This window comes from Curtobacterium sp. MCLR17_040 (assembly GCF_003234735.1).
In the GTDB taxonomy this organism is placed as follows: domain Bacteria; phylum Actinomycetota; class Actinomycetes; order Actinomycetales; family Microbacteriaceae; genus Curtobacterium; species Curtobacterium flaccumfaciens.
In genome coordinates this window covers 1-18,870 of the sequence record NZ_QKTE01000021.1, presented here as the reverse complement: position 1 = coordinate 18,870, position 18,870 = coordinate 1, and the positions used below count along the sequence as shown (strand labels likewise).

The following is an 18,870-nucleotide window of genomic DNA, read 5'->3' as shown; positions in this document are numbered from 1 at the left end:
CCCGGTGCGGCCCCGCCCCGCGCCTCCAGTCCGTCAGCGGCGGACCTGGCTGTGGGGGTGCTCATGGCTCTGATCGGGGTGGTGCGCTTTGCTGGGCGAGACCAGCGGACCGTCCGCGGCGCCGTGAGGGGTGGACTTGATGCGTATGAGCAGACCGCACGGACGGCTCCTGCTCGTGCAACGCTCGGTCCTCGTGACCGCCGTGCTGGCGTCGGGGCTCGCACTGGTGGCCGGGTGCAGTTCGCCCCGGTTGCCGCCGTCGTCCGCAACCGCCGTCGAGGTGACGAAGGTGTACCTGGCTGCGGCGAAGGCGCAGCGGTGTGACGTGACGAAGGCGTTGACGCTCGACAGCACGTGGGCGTGGTGCCGGAACCCGACGCTGCGGAAGTACACCGTCGCGGACAAGGCGGAATCGGTGCCGTTCAACCCTGGCCACAGGACGGAGTCGTGTGTCGACACGACGGTGACGAGTCGAGCGTCGGAGGAATCGGAGCCGATGAACGGGACGCGCACGTGGAGCTTCTGCTTCACGAAGACGGCGTCCGGATGGCGCCTCACGGACCAGGGACAGGGCTAGGGCGCGCGCCCCTCCTGAGGCGGCCGGAAGGGTCAGGCGTCAGCGTGGGTGTACGGCACCGCGACGACCTGGAGGTACGGGCTGACCATCTCGAGCAGCTCGACGACGTCAGCGCTGAACCACGCCCGGGCCCCCGCGTCCGCCGTCACCTGGTCGCGCGTCCTGCGGCCACCACACCCCAGAAGGCTCCGCCGACGAGGATCGCGGCGCACGCGACGAACGCGGGGATGTCGTCGGCGCGTCCGAGCGCGATGTAGACCAGGCTCACTGCAACCGTCGCGCCGCCGGCGATGCTCGTCGGGACGATCGCTGCTCGGTGGCCGATGATCCAGCTCTCGTCGCTGCGCATGGTTGCCCGGGTACGGATGCCGACGAGCCCGTTCCTGCCGATGGTGCCCCGCGCCGGCAGGACGACGAAGACGATGGTCAGGACGGCGGCTGCCATCTCGATCGCGATCACGTGATCTCCTTCTGGGGCGGTCATCGCGCTCGTGCGCGCAGTGAGGCTGCGCGGAGCGTGTCGGACCAAACCTGCCGGTATCCGGTGAAATACGCAAGGGGCAGCAGCGTCCGTCACCGCCGCACGTACCGGTGCTCCGGCCGCCCCGCAGCCCCGTACCGCAACTGCATCGCCACGGTCCCGTCCGCCGTGAGCTGCGCCAGGTACCGCTGCGCCGTCGCCCGCGAGACCCCGATCGCCGCAGCCACCTCGGCGGCAGATCGTTCCTCACCGGCGACGAGCTGCTCGAGCACCAGGGCCGCGGTGGCCGCCCGGGACGGTGACGCCCCACCGCTGTCGCCGGCGTGCAGGATCCGGAACGCCCGCTCGACGGCCTCTTGATCGAGGGTCGACCGCTCGTCGAGCACGTTCCGCGACCGTGCGTACGCCTGCAGTCGTTCGGCCAGCACCCCGGCTGCGAAGGGCTTGATCAGGTAGGCGAGTGCCCCGCTCCGCATCGCCCGGCGAACGGTGCCGGAGTCCGAGGCGGCACTCAGCACGAAGGCATCGGTGTCGATCGACCGCAGCAGCTCGAGCCCGCTGCCGTCGGGAAGGTAGACATCGACGAGCACCAGGTCCACGGTCCCGCTCGACAGCGCGGAGCGGGCGGACGCGAGGGTCCCGACGGGTTCGAGCGCCCGGAACCCCGGTACCTCGTCGACCTGCCGCCGGTGCAGGTCGGCGACGTGGAAGTCGTCGTCGACCACCAGCACGGTGAAGACGGAACTCACGACACCACTCCTTCCAGCCGGGCGCAGAAGACCGCGCCGTGGTCGTCGCCGCCGGGGGAGGCGAGCCACACGTCACCGCCGTGCCGCCGGGCGATCTCCCGCGACAACGGCAGCCCGATCCCGAGCCCGTGCACCTGCGAGACGTCCTCCGACGCAGGAGCAGCCGCCGGCCCGCGCGCGAACAGCGAGTCCGCGCCATCGCCCGGCACCCCCGGCCCGGAGTCCATCACCGACAGGTGCAGGGTCGCGCCGTCGTCGAGCACCTCGACCTCCACCCACGGGGATCCGCCGTCCCTCGACTGCTCGTCCCCGATGAGGGCCGCCGACACCGCGTTGTCGACCAGGTTGCCGAGCACGGTCGTCACGTCGCCCGGCTCGGTGATCGTCCCCTGCACGAGCGTCTCCGCCCCGATCCGCAGCAGCACCCCACGCTCGGCAGCCTCGACCCCCTTCGCCCCGAGGAACGCCTGCAGGTACGGCTCGGTCAACCGGTCGGCGTGCTGCACCGGGTAGCGCAGCGGCCCGCGCTCCTGCACGTCCGCCAGGTACGCGCGCGCCCGGGCGGTCTCGCCGATGTCGAGCAGCCCCGAGATCGCGTGGAGCCGGTTCGCGAACTCGTGGCGCTGTGCGCGGAGCGCCGTGCTCATCGCCCCGACGGCGTCGAGTCGCCGGGTCAGGGCCTCGACGTCGGTGCGGTCGCGCAGGACGGCGACCCGGCCCAGGTCGCGTCCGTCGCGGAACACCGTGCGGACGTCGACGAGCAGCACCCGGTGCCCGGCGACGATCGTGGCGCTCGCCGGAGCCGCGGTGGTCACGTCCAGCATCGACCCGAGCGGCGCGGGCAGGTCGAGCGATGCCACCGGACGACCGACCGGGTCCAGCAGTCCGAGCAGTCGCACGGCTTCGGGGTTGCAGACGGTGACGACCCCCGACGGCCCGATCGCGATGACGCCTTCACCGACACCGCCGAGCACGGCCTGCTGGTTCTGCACGAGCGTCACGAGCTCCTCCGGCTGCAGCCCGAGCGTCAGCCGCACCAGTCGCCGCCGGATCAGCACCGAGGCGATCACCGCGAGCAGGACCGCCGCCAGTCCGGCACCGATCACCGGCATGCTGTCCTCGACCAGGGTGTCGTAGACGCGTGCCCGGTTGAACCCGACGCTCACCTCGCCGACGACGGCGGACTGCCGGGAGGCCCGGCTCGTCTCCGCCCCGCCGGCTGCGGGCGCGGAGACGGGCACCTTCGCCCGCGCCGACTCACCGAGCGTGCCGCGCGCCCAGGACACGGTCTCGCGGCCCGCGAGTGCGGCGTCGGGGGAGGTGCTCACCATCTCGCCGATCCGGTCGGTGTCGGGGTGGGCCAGCCGGATGCCCCGGTCGTCGGTGACCACGACGAAGAGTGCCCCGGTCCGGCGCTGGGCCGCGAGTGCCGCCCGTTGGACGGGGCCGTCGGCGAGGACCGCGGGGTCGAGGTCGGTGCCGTCGACGCTGAGCCGGGCGACCGCGGCCCGGACGTCGGACTGCGCGGCGACGCTCTGTGCGATCGCGAGTGCGGTCCCCTCGGCAGCGCGCTCGAGCCGGGTGACCTCGATCCGGACGAACACGGCACTGGTCAGGGCGACGACGGCGACCACCACGGCGAGCTGCAGCACGAGCACCTCGGTGGCGAAGCGGAGCCTGGGGCGCCGTGAACGGTCGTCGGTCACGACCCCAGCGTACGGAGGGCGACCCGACCTGCCTGCGCACAATGCGCAGAAAGCGGTCAACGCGCGATGGTGCGCCAATGTGCAGAAGCGCGCCGCGCCTCCAGGCCGGGTCGTAGCGTGCCCGGACTGCCAGACACGGACGAAGGAGTCCTGATGCTCGTCATCCTCGGGTACGCGATGGTCCTGACCTTCATGGTCCTGATCATGACCAAGCGCATGTCGCCCATGCTCGCGCTGATCATCGTGCCGACCGTGTTCGGACTGTTCGCGGGGGCGGGTCTGGGACTCGGCGACATGGTGACCGAGGCGATCGGCACGCTGGCACCGACGGCCGCGCTCCTGATGTTCGCGATCATGTACTTCGGGCTGATGATCGACGTCGGCCTGTTCGACCCGCTCGTCCGGTTCATCCTGCGGGTGACCGGCAACGACCCGGCGAAGATCGTGCTCGGCACGGCTCTGCTGGCCGGTGCGGTCTCGCTCGACGGGGACGGCTCGACGACGTTCATCGTGGTCACGGCGGCGATGCTGCCGATCTACCTGAAGCTCGGCATGAGCCCGGTCGTGATGACGTGTGTGGCGGGTCTGACGAACGGAACGCTCAACATCGTGCCGTGGGGCGGGCCCACCGCCCGTGCCGCCGCCGCGCTGAAGATCGATCCGACGGACATCTTCGTGCCCCTCGTGCCGTCGCTCGTGGTGGGGCTGCTGCTGTGCTTCACGTTCGCGTGGACGATGGGCCTGCGGGAGCGCAAGCGCCTCGGGCTGATCGAGTTCACCGAGGCCTCGCGGGGTGCGCGGGCGCCGGAGCAGGCGAACGCCCGGGCCGGTTCACGGGTGCTCGCGGCGGTGGGTGGGACCGGCGGCGGGATGTTCACGAGCCCCACGGTCGCGCTCGGACTGCGCGGCGGGAAGGCCGACGGTCGGCGTGCGGACGGCGAGGGCGTGGACGGCGCGGGTTCGGGGGACGAGGGCGGCACGGGGGCCGGCACCATGGCCGAGACGATGCTCGACCCGAACCGCCCGACCCTGCGGCCGAAGCGGATCTGGTTCAACCTGGCGCTGACCGTCGCCGTGATGGTGGCGCTCGTGCTGGGCCTGCTGCCGCTGCACTTCGTGTTCATGATCGGCACGGCGATCGCCCTGCTCGTGAACTTCCCGCAGCTCAAGCAGCAGACCGCGCAGATCGTCGCGCACGCCCCGAGCATCGTCGGTGTCGTGTCGATGGTGTTCGCCGCCGGGGTGCTGATCGGGGTGCTCGACGGTACGGGGATGGTCGCGGCGATGGCCGACTGGCTCGTCGCGGTGATCCCCGACTCGATGGGCCCGTACCTGGCGGGCATCACCGGTGTGCTGAGCATGCCGCTGACGTTCTTCATGAGCAACGACGCGTTCTACTTCGGGATCCTGCCGGTGCTGTCCGAGAGCGCTTCGGCGTACGGGATCACGCCGGCCGAGATGGCGCGGGCCTCGGTCGTCGGGCAGCCGGTGCACATGCAGAGCCCGCTCGTCCCCGCGATCCTGCTGCTGGTGTCGCTGGCCAACGTGAACCTCGGCGACCACCACCGGAAGGTGCTGTGGCGGGCGGCCGTGGTCGCGATGGCGATGCTCGTGGTGGCGATCGTGGTGCGGGTCATCCCGTTCGGATGAACCGACCGCCGGTGCCGACTCGGCGCGCGCCCGACCGGTGCGCGCCGGACCGGACGGTGCCGGCTCAGGCGGCGTCGAGCTCCCGCGTCAGCGCCGCGACGAAGTCGTCGATGTCCTGCTCCGAGGTGTCGTACGCGCACATCCACCGCACCTCGTTGCGGCTGGCGTCCCAGTCGTAGAACCGGAAGTGCTTCCGCAGCCGGTCGGCCACCCCGGCGGGCAGGGTCGCGAAGACGCCGTTCGCCTGGGTCTGCTGGCTGAAGCCGACACCCCGGATGCTGCCGTCGGCGATACCGGCCTCCAGCGCACCGCGCAGTCGGGCGGCCATGGCGTTGGCGTGCCCGGCGGAGCGCAGGTACAGGTCGTCGCTGAGCAGCGCGATGAGCTGCGCGGAGACGAACCGCATCTTCGACGAGAGCTGCATGTTCATCTTGCGCAGGTAGTGCAACCCCTCGGAGGCCGAGGGGTTCAGCACGACGATCGCCTCGCCGTAGAGCATGCCGTTCTTCGTCCCGCCGAAGCTCAGCACGTCGACACCGGCGTCGGTGGTGAAGTCGCGCAGGGGCACCCCGAGGGACGCCGCGGCGTTCGAGATGCGGGCGCCGTCCATGTGCAGCTTCATGCCGAGCGAGTGGACGTGGTCGGCGATCGTCCGGACCTCGTCCACCGTGTAGGCGGTGCCGAGCTCGGTGGTCTGCGTGATCGACACGACGAGCGGCTGGGCGCGGTGCTCGTCGCCCCAGCCCCAGGCCTCGCGGTCGATGAGCTCGGGCGTCAGCTTGCCGTCGGGTGCCTCGACCGGCAGGAGCTTGATGCCGGCGACGCGCTCGGGCGCACCGGCTTCGTCGGTGTGGATGTGCGCGGTCGCGGTGCAGACGACCGCTCCCCACCGCGGCAGCATCGACTGCAGCCCGACGACGTTCGCGCCGGTGCCGTTGAACACCGGGAACGCCTCGGCCTGCGACCCGAAGTGCTCGCGGATCACCTCGTTGAGACGTGCGGTGTAGACGTCCTCGCCGTAGGCGATCTGGTGGCCGTCGTTGGCCGCGGCGATGGCGGCGAGGATCTCGGGGTGGACGCCGGCGTAGTTGTCCGAGGCGAAGCCCCGCAGGTCCAGGTCGTGCAGTCGGAGGGTCACGCGTTCATCCTAGGTTCGAGGGATCGGGCGCCGTGAGCGGGATGCGGGCGCCGTTGACGTCGGCCGCTGGGGTGTCCCAGAGCCGGACGACCTCGGTGCCGAGCCGGTCCTCGAGGCCGGACAGTGCACCGACGACGAACACGGCGGCCGCGGCGGTCTCCGGTGCCTCCTTCCGGAACCCCTGCGCGACGGCCCGGACCCAGGCGTCGGACGCGGCCTTCGCCGCCGCGTAGTTCGCGGCGCCGGCGGTGGGGGAGTCGACCGCGGTGGACGACACGAACGCGAGCCGTCCGGCAGGGGACGCCACCAGGTCGTCGTGGAAGACCCGGGTCGTGTTCCGCAGGGTCCGGAAGGCGCGGTCGAAGAAGTCCCAGTCCGCGTCGGACTGGCCGACGATGCTGCCACCGCCGCGCCATCCGCCGACCAGGTGGACCAGTCCGTCGACGCGGCCGGCGTCCGCGTGGACGTCGTCGGCCAACGCGGTGACCGCACCGAGGTCCGACAGGTCGCACGTCCGCGTCGCGACGCCCGGGACGGACGCGCGCAGGGCCTCCAGGGCGTCGGGTCTGGTGCCGACCGCGACGACGGCCGCACCGGCGGCGGTGAGTGCACGCGCGACGGCTGCGCCGCTGGCACTGGTCGCACCGGCGATCAGCACCAGGCGACCGGCCACCGAGCCGTCGGTCACGCGGCGGCCTCGCCGACGAGCTCGGCGTCCGTGGTGCCGGTGATGCCGGCCGTGGACGCGATGACGGTCGCCATCTTCTTGTCGAGGGCCTCGTAGAACATCGACAGCGGGAACTCGTCGTCGAGCACCGCATCGGTGTAGCCGCGCGGCGGTCCGGCGAGCGTCTCGTCGGGCAGGCCACGCGCCCACTTCGACGCCGGGTGCGGCGTGAGCGTGCGGGTCAGCATCTCGTACGCGGCGAGCCAGTGCGCCGACTTCGGCCGGTCGATCGAGCGCCGGTAGAGCTCGTTGATCTCGTCGCTCAGGGCGATGATCACGTCCGGCACCTCGGGCCAGTCGATCGTCAGCTGCGTGTCCGTCCAGTGCAGGACGCCGTGCTGGTGCATCCAGGCGAACAGCAGCTGGCCGCCCAGTCCGTCGTAGTTGCGGATGCGGCTGCCGGTGATCGCGAAGCGGAAGATGCGGTCGAAGACGACTGCGTACTGCACCAGGCGCGCGTGGTCACGGATGGCGCGCTGCGCGTCCTGGAGGCCCGTGTCGGGTCCGGCGGACAGCTCGCGTTCCAGACGCACGGACTCGCGGAACGCGGTCAGGTCGCAGCGGAGCTCCTCGAGCGAGTAGAGGAAGAACGGCATCCGCTGCTTGATCATGAACGGGTCGAAGGGCAGGTCCCCGCGCATGTGCGAGCGGTCGTGGATGATGTCCCACATCACGAAGACCCGCTCGGTCAGCTGCTGGTCGTCGAGCATCGCAGCGGCCTCGGCCGGCAGCTCGAGCTTGGTGACGTCGGCGGCGGCACGGACGACCCGGCGGTAGCGGGCGGCCTCGCGGTCCTGGAAGATCGCGCCCCACGTGAAGGCGGGGATCGAGCGCATCGCGACGGTCTCGGGGAACAGCACCGCCGAGTTCGTGTCGTACCCCGGAGTGAAGTCGACGAAGCGCAGTGCGACGAACAACGCGTTGCCGTGGTCGCCGGCCTCGAGCTCGGCGATGAACTCCGGCCAGATGACCTCGACCAGGACCGCCTCGACGAAGCGCGAGGTGCTGCCGTTCTGGGTGACCATCGGGAACACGACCAGGTGGCCGAGCCCGTCGACGCGGTGCTGCTGCGGCTGGAACGCGGTGAGGGAGTCGAGGAAGTCGGGGACCCCGAAGCCCTGCTCCTGCCAGCGTGCGAAGTCGAGCTGCAGCACCTGCAGGAACGCGGCGTCGTGCGGGAAGTGCGGTGCCAGCTCGGCGACGGCCGGCACGATCACCGCGACGTGACCGGCGGCAGCGGCGTGGTCGGACGGTTCGGGGACGGAGCCGTCCCGCGTCTGCAGGGCCTGCAGGGCGACGACTGCAAGCTTGAGCCGGAGCCAGGCGGGGTGGGCGGCGATCTCGCGCACGGACAGGTGGTCCTCGACGACCTCGGGCTCTCCGACGATGGCGTCCTGCGAGATCTTCTGGGCGAACTGGGACATGTCGAACCTCCCGTCATCGGGGTCGGCCGCGGATCTGCGGACGAGTGGTGCGCGTTACCGGATCGTCTCGAGCCTAGGGAAGTTCGGGGGACGCAAAGTTGCCCATCTGCGGTGGAATCGTGCGTCGTCGTGGTGCTCGCGCGGGGATCCGACTGCTGTGCGCATGGAACCGTCGCCGGTCCTGCGTGGGCGGTCAGCGTGGTCGGAGTCAGCGGCGCCGGGCGGGTCACCCGGAGCCGTTGTCTCCACGGGCCTCCGAGTCGATGCGCTCACGCTTGGTGACGGCATCGATCGCTTCGCTCACCGTCGAGTCCGAATGCGTCTCACGCCAACTTCGCACCTTTGCCGGGTCTGGTGCGCACCCCGGGGGGATCGGGGTACTCCCGACGATGCTCGGAGCGAAGGCGGCGTACGTGATCGTCGCGAGCGCGGCCAAACACGCGTAGAGCAGATCGAGCGAGAGCCAGGCGCCGACCGTCGACACGATCCCGAAGAGGACGATGAAGGCCGGCGCCCGGCGCCTCATCGGAAGCACCCTCGCTTCACTGCCGCGATGCCGAGGAGCTCAGCCCCCAGCGCAGCCGCAGCCCCGCCGAGGGCCCGGATCTTCTCCCAGCTGAAGGACGCGCCCCACATGATCCGGACTGCCTTCGTGACGCCGCCGAGCGAGTTGATCAAACGTTTGATCTTCAAGATCTTCGCGACGGGGAATGCCGTTGAGGCGATCACGAGCGCGATCGCTCCCGTGCACTCGAGGATGCTCGCACGAGTTGCTCGCTGGACCAGCGGGTTGCCAGCTGCCCATTCCTCGTACGCGGTCTGGCCCTGGAGGAGGACGGCTTCCGGAACGCTCTCGATCAGCGCCAGCCCGCGTTCGACGTCGGCGGCCTGGAGATCGAGGTCCTCGACGATCGAGGTGACCGAAGCCGCAGGTGCTCCCGTGGCAGCGTGAGCTGGCGGAGCGGCGAACATGGACGCGCACAACCCGGTTGTCAACAGCCCGACAATTGCGATCTTGCTCGTGGAGACGGTGAACGACGTCATTGGGTGCCCTCCCGATCGACGTCCTTCGCCGATCGGAGACCAATCTGCCGCTATCCGGTGAAATGTGCAACGACAAGTTTGATACGCGGGACCGGAAGCTCGAGCCTCGTTCCCCTGGGTGTTCACCCAGTGCCGGGAGGGGGGCGCGTGAGTGTGAGGAAATATTGGTTCCGGGAACGAACCACCTTCCGATCTGGGGTTCTGTGGCGCATCGGGCTTGTGCCCCGATCGCTGTACCCCGGACTGCTCCGTCCGCCCCCGAACGGAGGGTGTGGCGACCACACGGAGCTTGCGATCCGCTCAGGAAACCCGTCTGTTCACTTCTGAGCCGTTTCCTGGACGCCGGCTGAGGGGCCTTCGTTGGTCGAGCGACTGCCAATGTGATGCCCGCCGGAACAGGAGCGCAGCATCCCCCGGCGCACCCGACCTGCTGCCCCGGATTCCGAAGGATGCCGTTGTCCACAGATTCGCCCCGCCTGCTCACGGTTGTGCGGGACCCATCGGACGTCAGGTTCCGGAACATCGCCCGTGCCGGCGGTGTCACCGTCCTCGCGATCATGTTGCTCGTCGGGCTGTTCCTGGCCGTCCGGGCCGCCGAGGCCCTGCGCGTCGCCGGGTTCGGGTTCCTCACCACGCAGGCCTGGGACCCCGACGCACACCGGTTCGGCATCGCCGCAGTGCTGGTCGGCACGGTGCTGATCGCCGCCGTCGCGATCGCGTTCGCCCTGCCGCTCTCGCTCGGCACCGCGCTGTACATCACCGAGTACGCACCCCTGCGGATCCGCAAGGCGTTCATCGGGCTCGTCGACCTGATGGCCGCGATCCCGAGCGTCGTCTACGGGCTCTGGGGCTTCTTCTTCCTGCAGTCGCAGATCACGCCGGTGTCGCGGTGGATCTCGCAGTGGTTCGGCTGGATCCCGCTCTTCTCGGTGTCGGGCGTCGACCTCGACGACCCGCTCGCGTCGCCGACCGCGTACACGGCCTCGACGTTCATCGCGGGCATCGTCGTCGGGCTGATGATCACGCCGATCGTCACCTCGATCATGCGCGAGGTGTTCTCGCAGGCCCCGCTCGGTGAGCGTGAGGGGGCGCTCGCGCTCGGGTCGACGCGGTGGGGGATGATCCGCTCGGTCGTGCTGCCGTTCGGCCGGGGCGGCATCATCGGCGGGACGATGCTCGGTCTGGGCCGGGCGCTGGGCGAGACCATCGCCGTCTACATGATCATCTCGCCGGTGTTCGCCATCCAGCCGCACATCCTGCAGGCCGGGGCGAGCTCGGTCTCCTCGCTGATCGCCCTGCGGTACGGCGACGCGACACCCTTCGGCATGTCGGCACTCATGGCAGCGGGTCTGACGCTGTTCCTGATGACGCTGTGCATCAACTTCGCCGCGTCCGCCGTGGTCGCCCGATCGCGTTCGGGAGCGAGCAGCTAGCCATGACCGACACCACCCAGACGCCGTCGGGCGTCACGTCACCCCTGCCCACCGTCCCCCTGTCGACGCCCGTCCCGGCCAGCCCGGTGACGGTGTCGACGCCCTCGGGCTCCGGCTCCGGCACGGTCCTGCCGCGGCTCGAGCGCGAGTCCGAGCCGGCCCGTGGGCCCGAGGAGCGACGGTTCAGCGGCACCCGGATCAGCGACGTGCTCTGCGTCGTCGGTGCCGCGGTCGCCTCGGTCTCGGTCACGTCGATCGTGTTCACCGAACTCGCCCCGGTCTCCGGCCCGATCGCCTTCGCGGCCGTCGCCTACGTGATGTTCCTGGTGTTCTACGCGCTCCTCGTCGCCACCAACGAGAGCGCGGCCGTGGTCCGTGACCGGGTCGTCTCCGCCGCGGTGCACTCGCTGGCGTTCGTCGTGGTGGCCACGCTGGTGTTCGTCGTCTCGTTCAGCGTGATCCGGGCCACCAAGGCGCTGCCGCACTGGAACTTCTACACGCAGGACATGGCGCTCACCGGGCCGCTCGACCCGATGACCTCCGGCGGGGTGCTGCACGCCATCGCGGGGTCACTCATCCAGATCTCGATCGCGCTCGTGATCACGGTGCCGCTCGGCGTGACCACGGCGCTGTTCCTGACCGAGGTGCCCGGACCCTTCGCCCGGTTCGTCCGCACCATCGTCGAGGCGATGACCGCGCTGCCCTCGATCGTCGCGGGGCTCTTCATCTACGCGAGCGTCATCGTCGGGCTCGGCTTCGACAAGTCCGGGTTCGCGGCGTCCCTGGCGATCAGCGTGATGATGCTGCCGATCATGATCCGGTCCGCCGACGTCGTGCTCCGCCTGGTGCCGTCGACGCTGAAGGAGGCGTCGATCGGGCTCGGTGCCGGTCAGTGGCAGACGGTGTGGCGGGTCGTGCTGCCGACGTCCCGCTCCGGCCTGGTGACCGCGATCATCCTCGCCACCGCGCGCGGCATCGGTGAGACGAGCCCGGTGCTGCTGACCGCCGGCTTCGCGCCCGACCTGAACCTCGACCCGACGAGCGGCCCGATGATCTCGCTGCCCCTGGCGATCTTCGAGTTCGTCAAGTCGCCCGAACCGAACATGATCGCCCGCGGCTTCGGCGCGGCCGCGGTCCTGATGTTCCTCGTCCTGGTGCTCTTCGTGATCGCCCGCGTGATCGGGTCGCAGACCGTCGCCACCCGCGAGCGCCGCAACGACCGCTTCCGGGCGCTCGGTCGCCTGGTCCTGCGCGGTGTCGCCGCCGCCGAACCGGTCTGGCGCCCCGTCGGCCGTTTCGTCCGCAGGCACGCCCGCCGCTACGTCCACCCGTTCCCCGCCGACGCCTCCCAGAAGGACCCCTCGTGAGACCCCGCAGAACACGTCTGATGGGCGCGGTCCTGGCCGCCGCCGCACTGGCCCTGTCGATCCTCCCCGCCACCGCGGCCGACGCGGGCGAGTCCTACGTGCCCATCTCGGGCGCCGGCTCGTCGTGGAGCTCCGTCGCGATCCAGCAGTGGGCCGTGAACGTGCAGCAGTACGGGATGAAGGTCCGGTACGCCAGCACCGGGTCCTCCGACGGCCGCAACCAGTTCAAGGCGGGCACGGTCGACTTCGCCGTCTCCGAGATCCCGTACGGCATCAAGGACGGTGGGGTCACCGACGTCCCGCCGACGGTCGGCTACGCGTACATGCCGATCGTCGCCGGTGGCACGTCGTTCATGTACAACCTCAGCGCCGGTGGCAAGCAGATCACCAACCTGCGGCTGTCCGGCCCGGTGCTCGCGGGCATCTTCACCGGCAAGATCACGAGCTGGGACGACCCGAAGGTCAAGGCCGACAACCCCGGGCTCGACCTGCCGAAGCGCCGCGTCGTGCCGGTCGTCCGGTCCGACGGGTCCGGGTCGACCGCGCAGTTCACCACCTGGATGAGCAAGAAGTACCCGTCCGAGTGGAACGCGTACTGCAAGCAGGCGGGCCGGCCGCTGCCGTGCGGCATCACGTCGAACTACCCGACGGTCACCGGCAAGGGGTTCATCGCCCAGCCGAACTCGCAGGGCGTGTCCGGCTACGTCGCCCAGAAGGCCAACGTCGGCACGATCACGTACGTCGAGTACTCCTACGCGTTGAAGACCGGCTACCCGGTGGCGAAGGTGCTGAACAAGGCCGGCTACTACGTCGAACCGACCGCCTCGAACGTCGCGGTGGGCCTGCTCGGCGCGAAGATCAACCAGGACAAGCGGTCGTCGTCGTACCTGACGCAGATCCTCGACGGCGTCTACGACAACCCCGACGCCCGCACCTACCCACTGTCGTCGTACTCCTACATGGTGGTGCCGACGACCACGGACGCGAGCCTGACCCCGGCGAAGGGCAAGACCCTCGGGGCGTTCGACTACTACTTCCTGTGCGAGGGGCAGCAGCAGGCCGAGGTGCTCGGATACTCGCCACTGCCGATCAACCTGGTGCAGGCCGGACTCGACCAGGTGCGGCGTATCCCCGGGGTCGAAGCGAAGAAGATCGACATCCGGAAGTGCAACAACCCGACGTTCTCCGCCGACGGCAAGAACACCCTCGCCGTCAAGGCACCGCAGCCGCCCGCGTGCGACAAGCTCGGCGCGACCCAGTGCAACACGGGCACCGGCGGGGCGAAGGGCACCACGACGCCGACCCAGAGCGGTGGCGCGGCCGGTGGTGGCGCAGGCGGTTCCGGTGGCGGTACCGGGGCGGCCGGGGGCTCCGGCTCGGGCTCCGGCGGCGCTTCGGGGACCGGTGCGAAGGGCAGCGGGTCCGGGGGTTCCGGTTCCGGCGGCTCGGGCGGATCCGGTTCGGGATCCGGGAGCGGGTCGACGGAGCTCTCCGGCGGCAGCACCGGCAGCGGTGGCACCGGCGCGGTGCCCGCACTGAACAACGGCTCGCCCGTGCAGTGCGACGCCGACAGCGGTGTGTGCCAGAACGTGGCCGCCCTGCCGGTCGAGGTCGACGCGGCCGACGGCTGGACGCCGACCCGCACCCTGATGCTCTGCGCCGTGGCCGCACTGCTGGGCGTGGTCCTGCTGCCCCCGCTGATCGGCGTGCTCGTGTCCCGACGGAGGACCCAGAAGTGAAGAACCAGCACCTCGTCCGACTCGGTTCCGCGGCCCTCGTCTTCGGTGCCGTCACCTCGACCATCGCCGGGTCGTTGCTCGTCGCCACGATCCCGGCGTCGGCCACCGCGCCCTCGGCCACACCCTCGTCCGCGGTGACGAAGTCGTGGGTCGACGCGCAGGCCGCCCTCGGTCCGGGGGGATCGACCACCACGCCCGACCCCGACGCGGCCGACTTCTCGAAGATGTCGTTCACGGTCAGCCAGACCCGCGAACTCACCGACCAGGGCGTCACGGTGAGCTGGACCGGTGCGAAGCCGACCTCGCCGAGTGAGTACGCCACCGACTACGTCCAGGTCATGCAGTGCTGGGGCGACGAGGCGGCCGGGCCGTCCCCCGAACAGTGCCAGTGGGGCGCGCCGTCGTCGACCATCGCGGCCCTGACCGGCGTCGGCGCCGCCAAGCGCGACCTGGTGAACGGGGACGACCCGCTGCAGGACCCGACCCTGACCGGACCGGACGCGAACCCCGACCTGCTGCTCGACCCGCCCGTCGAGAACCCGTTCCTCCGCGCCTACCGCGTGCCCTTCCGGTCGGTCGACGGGACCCTGTCGAAGAGCACGACGGAGCTGTCGAAGCAGTTCGACGCGACGACCACGAACGAGGTCACGGCCGCGCGCACCGCGAGCGACGGCACCGGTCAGGTCACCTTCGAGACCCAGTCGGGGCTCGAGGCGCCGCAGCTCGGCTGCGGGCAGGACCGGGTGGCTGCCGGAAGGACGACGCCGCGGGACTGCTGGCTCGTGATCGTGCCGCGCGGCAGCCACAACCTCGACGGCGGCACCGCGGGGTCGACCGCCGCCGGCCGTGTCACCGGCTCGCCCCTGTCGGCATCGGCCTGGCGCAACCGCGTCGTGTTCCCCCTCGGGTTCCAGTCCGTGGCCCAGGCCTGCCCGATCGGCAACGCGGAGCAGCGTCTGGTCGGCTCGGAGCCCGCCACCGAGGCGGTCACCGCCTGGCAGCCCGCACTGTGCGGACTCGGCACCACCTACGGCTACTCGCAGATCGGCGACGAGGAGGCACAGCACCAGATCGTCTCGACGACCGGTGGGGCATCGCGCCTCGCCCTGGTGAACACCCCGCTCGACCCCGCGACCACCCCGGACACGACCATCCGGTACGCCCCCGTGGCGCAGTCGGCGATCGTGATCGGTTTCTCGATCGACTACCGGCTGTACCCGGACGCCCCCGCCAAGGCGCGGAACGGGCTGCAGGCGCAGGAGCTCACCCTCGACGCACGGCTCGTCGCGAAGCTGCTCACGCAGTCGTACCAGGCGGACGTGCCCGGCCGTGGCAAGGGCGACCCCACCGTGGCGGCGAACGCCTCGAGCATCGTGACGGACCCGGAGTTCCTCGCGCTGAACCCGACCTTCGTCGGCTCGAAGAGCGACACCGCCCCGGCCGGACTGATGGTCGCGCTCGGGGACACGAACGCGAACGCCCGGGTCTGGGCGTGGCTGCGGGCGGACCCCGTCGCGGCGGCGTTCCTCGACGGGCGCCCGGACGAGTGGGGTATGCGGATCAACCCCGCCTACCGCCCGCTGTCACTGGCGACCGACACGACGATCGACAGCTTCCCGAAGGCCGACCTGACCATCGCGAAGGGCGGCGACCCGGACGAGACCGGCTACGGCACCCTGGACATGCGCCCGTACATGAACGACATGCACGAGGGCGCCTACCGGACGCTCAAGGCGGACCCCAACCAGAAGGACTCCTGGAACCCGTTCGGGCAGCCGAAGGGCTACACCTCGCTCGGCGCCCAGGTGCCGGGGAGCCGGTTCCTGCTGTCGATCACCGACACGGCCTCGGCCGCCCGGTACGCGCTCCCCACCGCGAAGCTCGTGAACGCCGCCGGCGAGGCCGTCGCTCCGACCACCGAGGCGATCACGAAGGGCATCGCGACCATGCGGCCGTCGACCGTGCCGGGCGTCGTCGTGGCCGACCCCGCGAACCGTGACGCGGCGGCCTACCCGCTGGCCATGCTCAGCTACGCGGCCGTGAACGTCTGCGCCTCGAGCCCGGCGGAGCGTTCGGACTACGCCACCTTCATCCGGTACGCGAGCGGTGCCGGTCAGGTACCGGGGGAGAAGCAGGGCGAGCTCCCCGCCGGCTACGTCCCGCTGGCGAGCAGCATGCGGGCAGCGGCCGGGCAGGTCGCCGCTGGTCTGACCGACGCCCGGACGGTCGCCGCGGCGTGCCCGAAGCCGCCGGCGGCGTCGGCGCCGACCGAGCCGACGGCGTCCGGCACCGACGGGGCGGTCCCACCGCCCACCGACACGACGGAGACCGTCACCGATCCCGTCACCGACCCGGGGACGTCGACCGACACCCTGCCGGACGCGACCGTCGACCCGGTGGCCGACGCCGCGCCTCCCGTGTCGACCAACGACGTCGACGAGGCGTCCGGACCCACCCAACGCACCCACGACCAACCGCTCGCGGCGACCCGCCTGGGTCTCGCCGCGGCGCTCGGAGCCGGCCTGCCGGCGCTCGGCGTGGGGCCGTTCCTGATCCGCCGTGGCCGGAGGCTGGCGATGCTGGCCGCCGCCCACGTGTGACCGAGTTCCACCCACGACCGCTGCCACCTGGGCAGCGTCGAACCCACGAAAGGAAACACCAGCCATGAAGGTCAACACCTTCTGCAAGTCGGCAGTCACGTTCGGTGCAGCCGCGCTGATCGTCGGTGCCCTCTCCGTGCCGGCGGCCCAGGCCGACCCCGCGGGGAACGCGTTCGGCAAGCTCGTCGGCCTCGGCTCGGACACGACCCAGGACGTCATGAACGGCGTCGCCGCAGCGGTCGGGGGGAACCAGATCGCCTCGTACGACGCGACGAACGCCGGCCCCACCGTCGTCACGCGATCCGGCGGAGCGGCGATCCCGCGCGTCTCCGGCTCCGGTGCCGGCCGTGACGAGCTGCTCGTCTCCGTCGGTGCGGTCGCCAACAAGTCGGGCGTCGCCCTGGCCGACGGCACGAGCACGACGATCGACGAGTCCGTCGTCGGCCAGCTCGACTTCGCCCGTTCGTCGGGCGGCCCCGCCGCCAAGGACCAGTCGGCCGACGGCGTCCTGGCGTACGTGCCGTTCGCCCGCGACGCGGTCGACGTCGCCTACGCACCGGGCAGCCCGCTGGCGAAGGTGCCCTTCTCCATCGGGGACGGGACGCAGGCCAAGACGGCCCCGACGCTCTGGAACGTCTACCGCGGTGACGTGTCCTACGTGTACTTCAACGCGGACGGCACCTACAACTCCGTGGGCGGCAGCGCGACGGGTCCGGACGGCACCAAGGCGTCCAAGATCCAGCCGCTCCTGCCCAAGTTCGGTTCGGGCACCCGCAGCTACTTCCTCGGCCAGCTCGGTCTGACCGACGCCTCGGGCTTCACGAGCACGAACTCCTTCGTCTCCGACACCTCGGCCGGCAAGCCGATCGAGGAGCACGACGGCACCGCAGTCGTCGCGGCCGACACCGGCTCGACGCTCGCGATCGCCCCGTTCTCGGTCAGCCAGTGGGTGGCGCAGGCCAACGGCGTCGGCGGGGTCACCGACCGTCGCCACGGCGTGACGCTCGCCGACCTCGGCAAGACCGCCGGCAGCCAGACCGCGGCGACCACCGGCAGCGGCAAGGCCTACGCGACCAACCCGGCGTACGCCGGCTTCGTCCGTGACGTCTACAACATCGTCCCGTCGCGCCTGGCGGACGACCCGTCCAGCGCGATCGCGAAGGCGTTCGTCGGCAAGGACTCGCTCGTCTGCAAGCAGACCGCGACCATCGCCGCCTACGGGTTCCTGCCGGAGCCGGCGACCAACGCCGCCACCACCTGCGGCTACGCCCAGCTGCGTGCCTTCCCCGCGTCGCTGAGCACCACCGCCCTGTCGATCCCCGCGAAGGCCGTCGCGGGCAAGCCCGTCAGCGCCACCGTCTCCGTCGACTCGTTCGGCACCGGCGGCGGCACGGTCCGGTTCCTGAACGGCTCCACCGTCGTCGGGACCGGCACCATCGCCAAGGGCGCGAAGAGCGTCACCGCCCCGGTGACCCTGCCCAGCGGCACGGCCTCGGTCAACGCGCTGTTCATCCCGGCGCTCGCCGGCGTCGCGTCGAGCACCTCGGCGGCGTCCACGGTCACCGTCTCGGCCGCGACCGGCGTCACGATGACGGTTCCGCGTCTGACGGTCGGCAAGACCGCCAAGGTCACCACGACGATCACGGGCGGGAACGCCACGGGCGGCACCGTCACGATCGGGAACGGCACGGAGACCGTCGGCACCGCCAAGGTCGCCGCCGGGGCCACCACCGCCTCGGTCTCGTTCGTCCCGAAGCGCGCCTCGTACAGCCTCGTCGCCACCTACACCCCGGCCACGGCCGGCGGGACGGTCGCCACGAGCTCCGTGTCGACGGTGAAGGTCGCCAAGGGTGCGCCGACCGTGAAGGCCGGCAAGGTCAAGTCGGTCTCCGCCAAGTCCCACGCCAAGGTCACCGTTGCCGTGAGCGGCACCGGCGTGGTCCCGACCGGCAAGGTCACCGTCAAGGAGGGCAGCAAGACGCTCGCCTCGGTGTCGCTGTCGAAGACCGGGCGCGGCACCGTCTCGCTCCCGCGTCTCAAGGCCGGCACGCACAAGCTGACCGTCGTCTACGGCGGCGACTCCCTGTGGAACACCGCGCGGACCTCGTCCTCGGTGAAGATCACCCGCTAGTCCCCCCCCCCCCCCCTTCCCCTTTTCACCACCTGACCCGCCCGCCGATATGAAGGTGGTAGTTCTCGGTGGCGGCGGATGCTTTAAAAAAAAAACAAAACAAA

General features: G+C 70.9%; 15 protein-coding genes. 6 read left to right on the top strand and 9 right to left on the bottom strand.

Features of this window, described 5'->3' with window-relative positions; all coding sequences use genetic code 11:
- Window positions 1-33: 33 nt before the first annotated feature.
- From DEJ01_RS17950 to DEJ01_RS15125, 4 genes are all read right to left on the bottom strand, one after another.
- The gene (locus DEJ01_RS17950) at window positions 34-513 is read right to left on the bottom strand and encodes a hypothetical protein (RefSeq protein ID WP_146247639.1); all 480 of its coding nucleotides are present in this window, start codon (window positions 511-513) and stop codon (window positions 34-36) included.
- 209 nt (window positions 514-722) lie between these two features.
- Window positions 723-1,037, bottom strand: coding sequence for an SdpI family protein (locus DEJ01_RS15135; protein ID WP_110864167.1), 315 nt, complete (start codon window positions 1,035-1,037; stop codon window positions 723-725).
- 113 nt (window positions 1,038-1,150) lie between these two features.
- A complete protein-coding gene (locus DEJ01_RS15130) occupies window positions 1,151-1,807 on the bottom strand; it encodes a response regulator (protein ID WP_111093473.1) in 657 nt (218 codons plus the stop codon).
- Window positions 1,804-3,513, bottom strand: coding sequence for a sensor histidine kinase (locus DEJ01_RS15125; RefSeq protein ID WP_111093472.1), 1,710 nt, complete (start codon window positions 3,511-3,513; stop codon window positions 1,804-1,806). The genes DEJ01_RS15130 and DEJ01_RS15125 overlap by 4 nt, the downstream gene beginning before the upstream one ends.
- Before the next feature lie 153 nt (window positions 3,514-3,666).
- Here DEJ01_RS15125 and DEJ01_RS15120 point away from each other — a divergent pair, with 153 nt between their 5' ends.
- A complete protein-coding gene (locus DEJ01_RS15120; RefSeq protein WP_111093471.1) occupies window positions 3,667-5,163 on the top strand; it encodes a CitMHS family transporter in 1,497 nt (498 codons plus the stop codon).
- 64 nt (window positions 5,164-5,227) lie between these two features.
- On the opposite strand, the gene DEJ01_RS15115 is transcribed toward DEJ01_RS15120, so the two are convergent.
- The 5 genes from DEJ01_RS15115 to DEJ01_RS15095 all read right to left on the bottom strand — a co-directional run bounded on the left by DEJ01_RS15115 (window position 5,228) and on the right by DEJ01_RS15095 (window position 9,496).
- On the bottom strand, window positions 5,228-6,301 hold the full coding sequence (locus DEJ01_RS15115) for a low specificity L-threonine aldolase (protein ID WP_071245082.1): 1,074 nt from the start codon (window positions 6,299-6,301) through the stop codon (window positions 5,228-5,230).
- A gap of 4 nt (window positions 6,302-6,305) precedes the next feature.
- Window positions 6,306-6,989, bottom strand: a complete 684-nt coding sequence (locus tag DEJ01_RS15110) for an SDR family NAD(P)-dependent oxidoreductase (RefSeq protein ID WP_111093470.1) — start codon at window positions 6,987-6,989, stop codon at window positions 6,306-6,308.
- A complete protein-coding gene (locus DEJ01_RS15105; RefSeq protein WP_111093469.1) occupies window positions 6,986-8,452 on the bottom strand; it encodes a DUF6421 family protein in 1,467 nt (488 codons plus the stop codon). Before DEJ01_RS15105 ends, DEJ01_RS15110 begins: the two co-directional genes overlap by 4 nt.
- A 226-nt stretch (window positions 8,453-8,678) precedes the next feature.
- The gene (locus tag DEJ01_RS15100) at window positions 8,679-8,978 is read right to left on the bottom strand and encodes a hypothetical protein (protein ID WP_111093468.1); all 300 of its coding nucleotides are present in this window, start codon (window positions 8,976-8,978) and stop codon (window positions 8,679-8,681) included.
- Window positions 8,975-9,496 (bottom strand): hypothetical protein, encoded by a 522-nt coding sequence (locus tag DEJ01_RS15095; protein ID WP_111093467.1) that lies wholly within the window; start codon window positions 9,494-9,496, stop codon window positions 8,975-8,977. Before DEJ01_RS15095 ends, DEJ01_RS15100 begins: the two co-directional genes overlap by 4 nt.
- Before the next feature lie 449 nt (window positions 9,497-9,945).
- Here DEJ01_RS15095 and pstC point away from each other — a divergent pair, with 449 nt between their 5' ends.
- The 5 genes from pstC to DEJ01_RS15065 all read left to right on the top strand — a co-directional run bounded on the left by pstC (window position 9,946) and on the right by DEJ01_RS15065 (window position 18,766).
- Window positions 9,946-10,929: a phosphate ABC transporter permease subunit PstC gene (gene pstC, locus DEJ01_RS15090; protein ID WP_111093466.1), complete on the top strand. Its 984-nt coding sequence runs from the start codon at window positions 9,946-9,948 to the stop codon at window positions 10,927-10,929.
- Window positions 10,930-10,931: 2 nt separating this feature from the next.
- A complete protein-coding gene (gene pstA, locus DEJ01_RS15085) occupies window positions 10,932-12,296 on the top strand; it encodes a phosphate ABC transporter permease PstA (RefSeq protein WP_111093465.1) in 1,365 nt (454 codons plus the stop codon).
- 20 nt (window positions 12,297-12,316) lie between these two features.
- Window positions 12,317-14,035, top strand: a complete 1,719-nt coding sequence (pstS, locus tag DEJ01_RS15080; RefSeq protein WP_111093464.1) for a phosphate ABC transporter substrate-binding protein PstS — start codon at window positions 12,317-12,319, stop codon at window positions 14,033-14,035.
- A complete protein-coding gene (locus DEJ01_RS15070; RefSeq protein ID WP_181438468.1) occupies window positions 14,032-16,635 on the top strand; it encodes a hypothetical protein in 2,604 nt (867 codons plus the stop codon). The genes pstS and DEJ01_RS15070 overlap by 4 nt, the downstream gene beginning before the upstream one ends.
- A 64-nt stretch (window positions 16,636-16,699) precedes the next feature.
- Window positions 16,700-18,766: an Ig-like domain repeat protein gene (locus DEJ01_RS15065; protein ID WP_111093462.1), complete on the top strand. Its 2,067-nt coding sequence runs from the start codon at window positions 16,700-16,702 to the stop codon at window positions 18,764-18,766.
- Window positions 18,767-18,870: the final 104 nt, after the last annotated feature.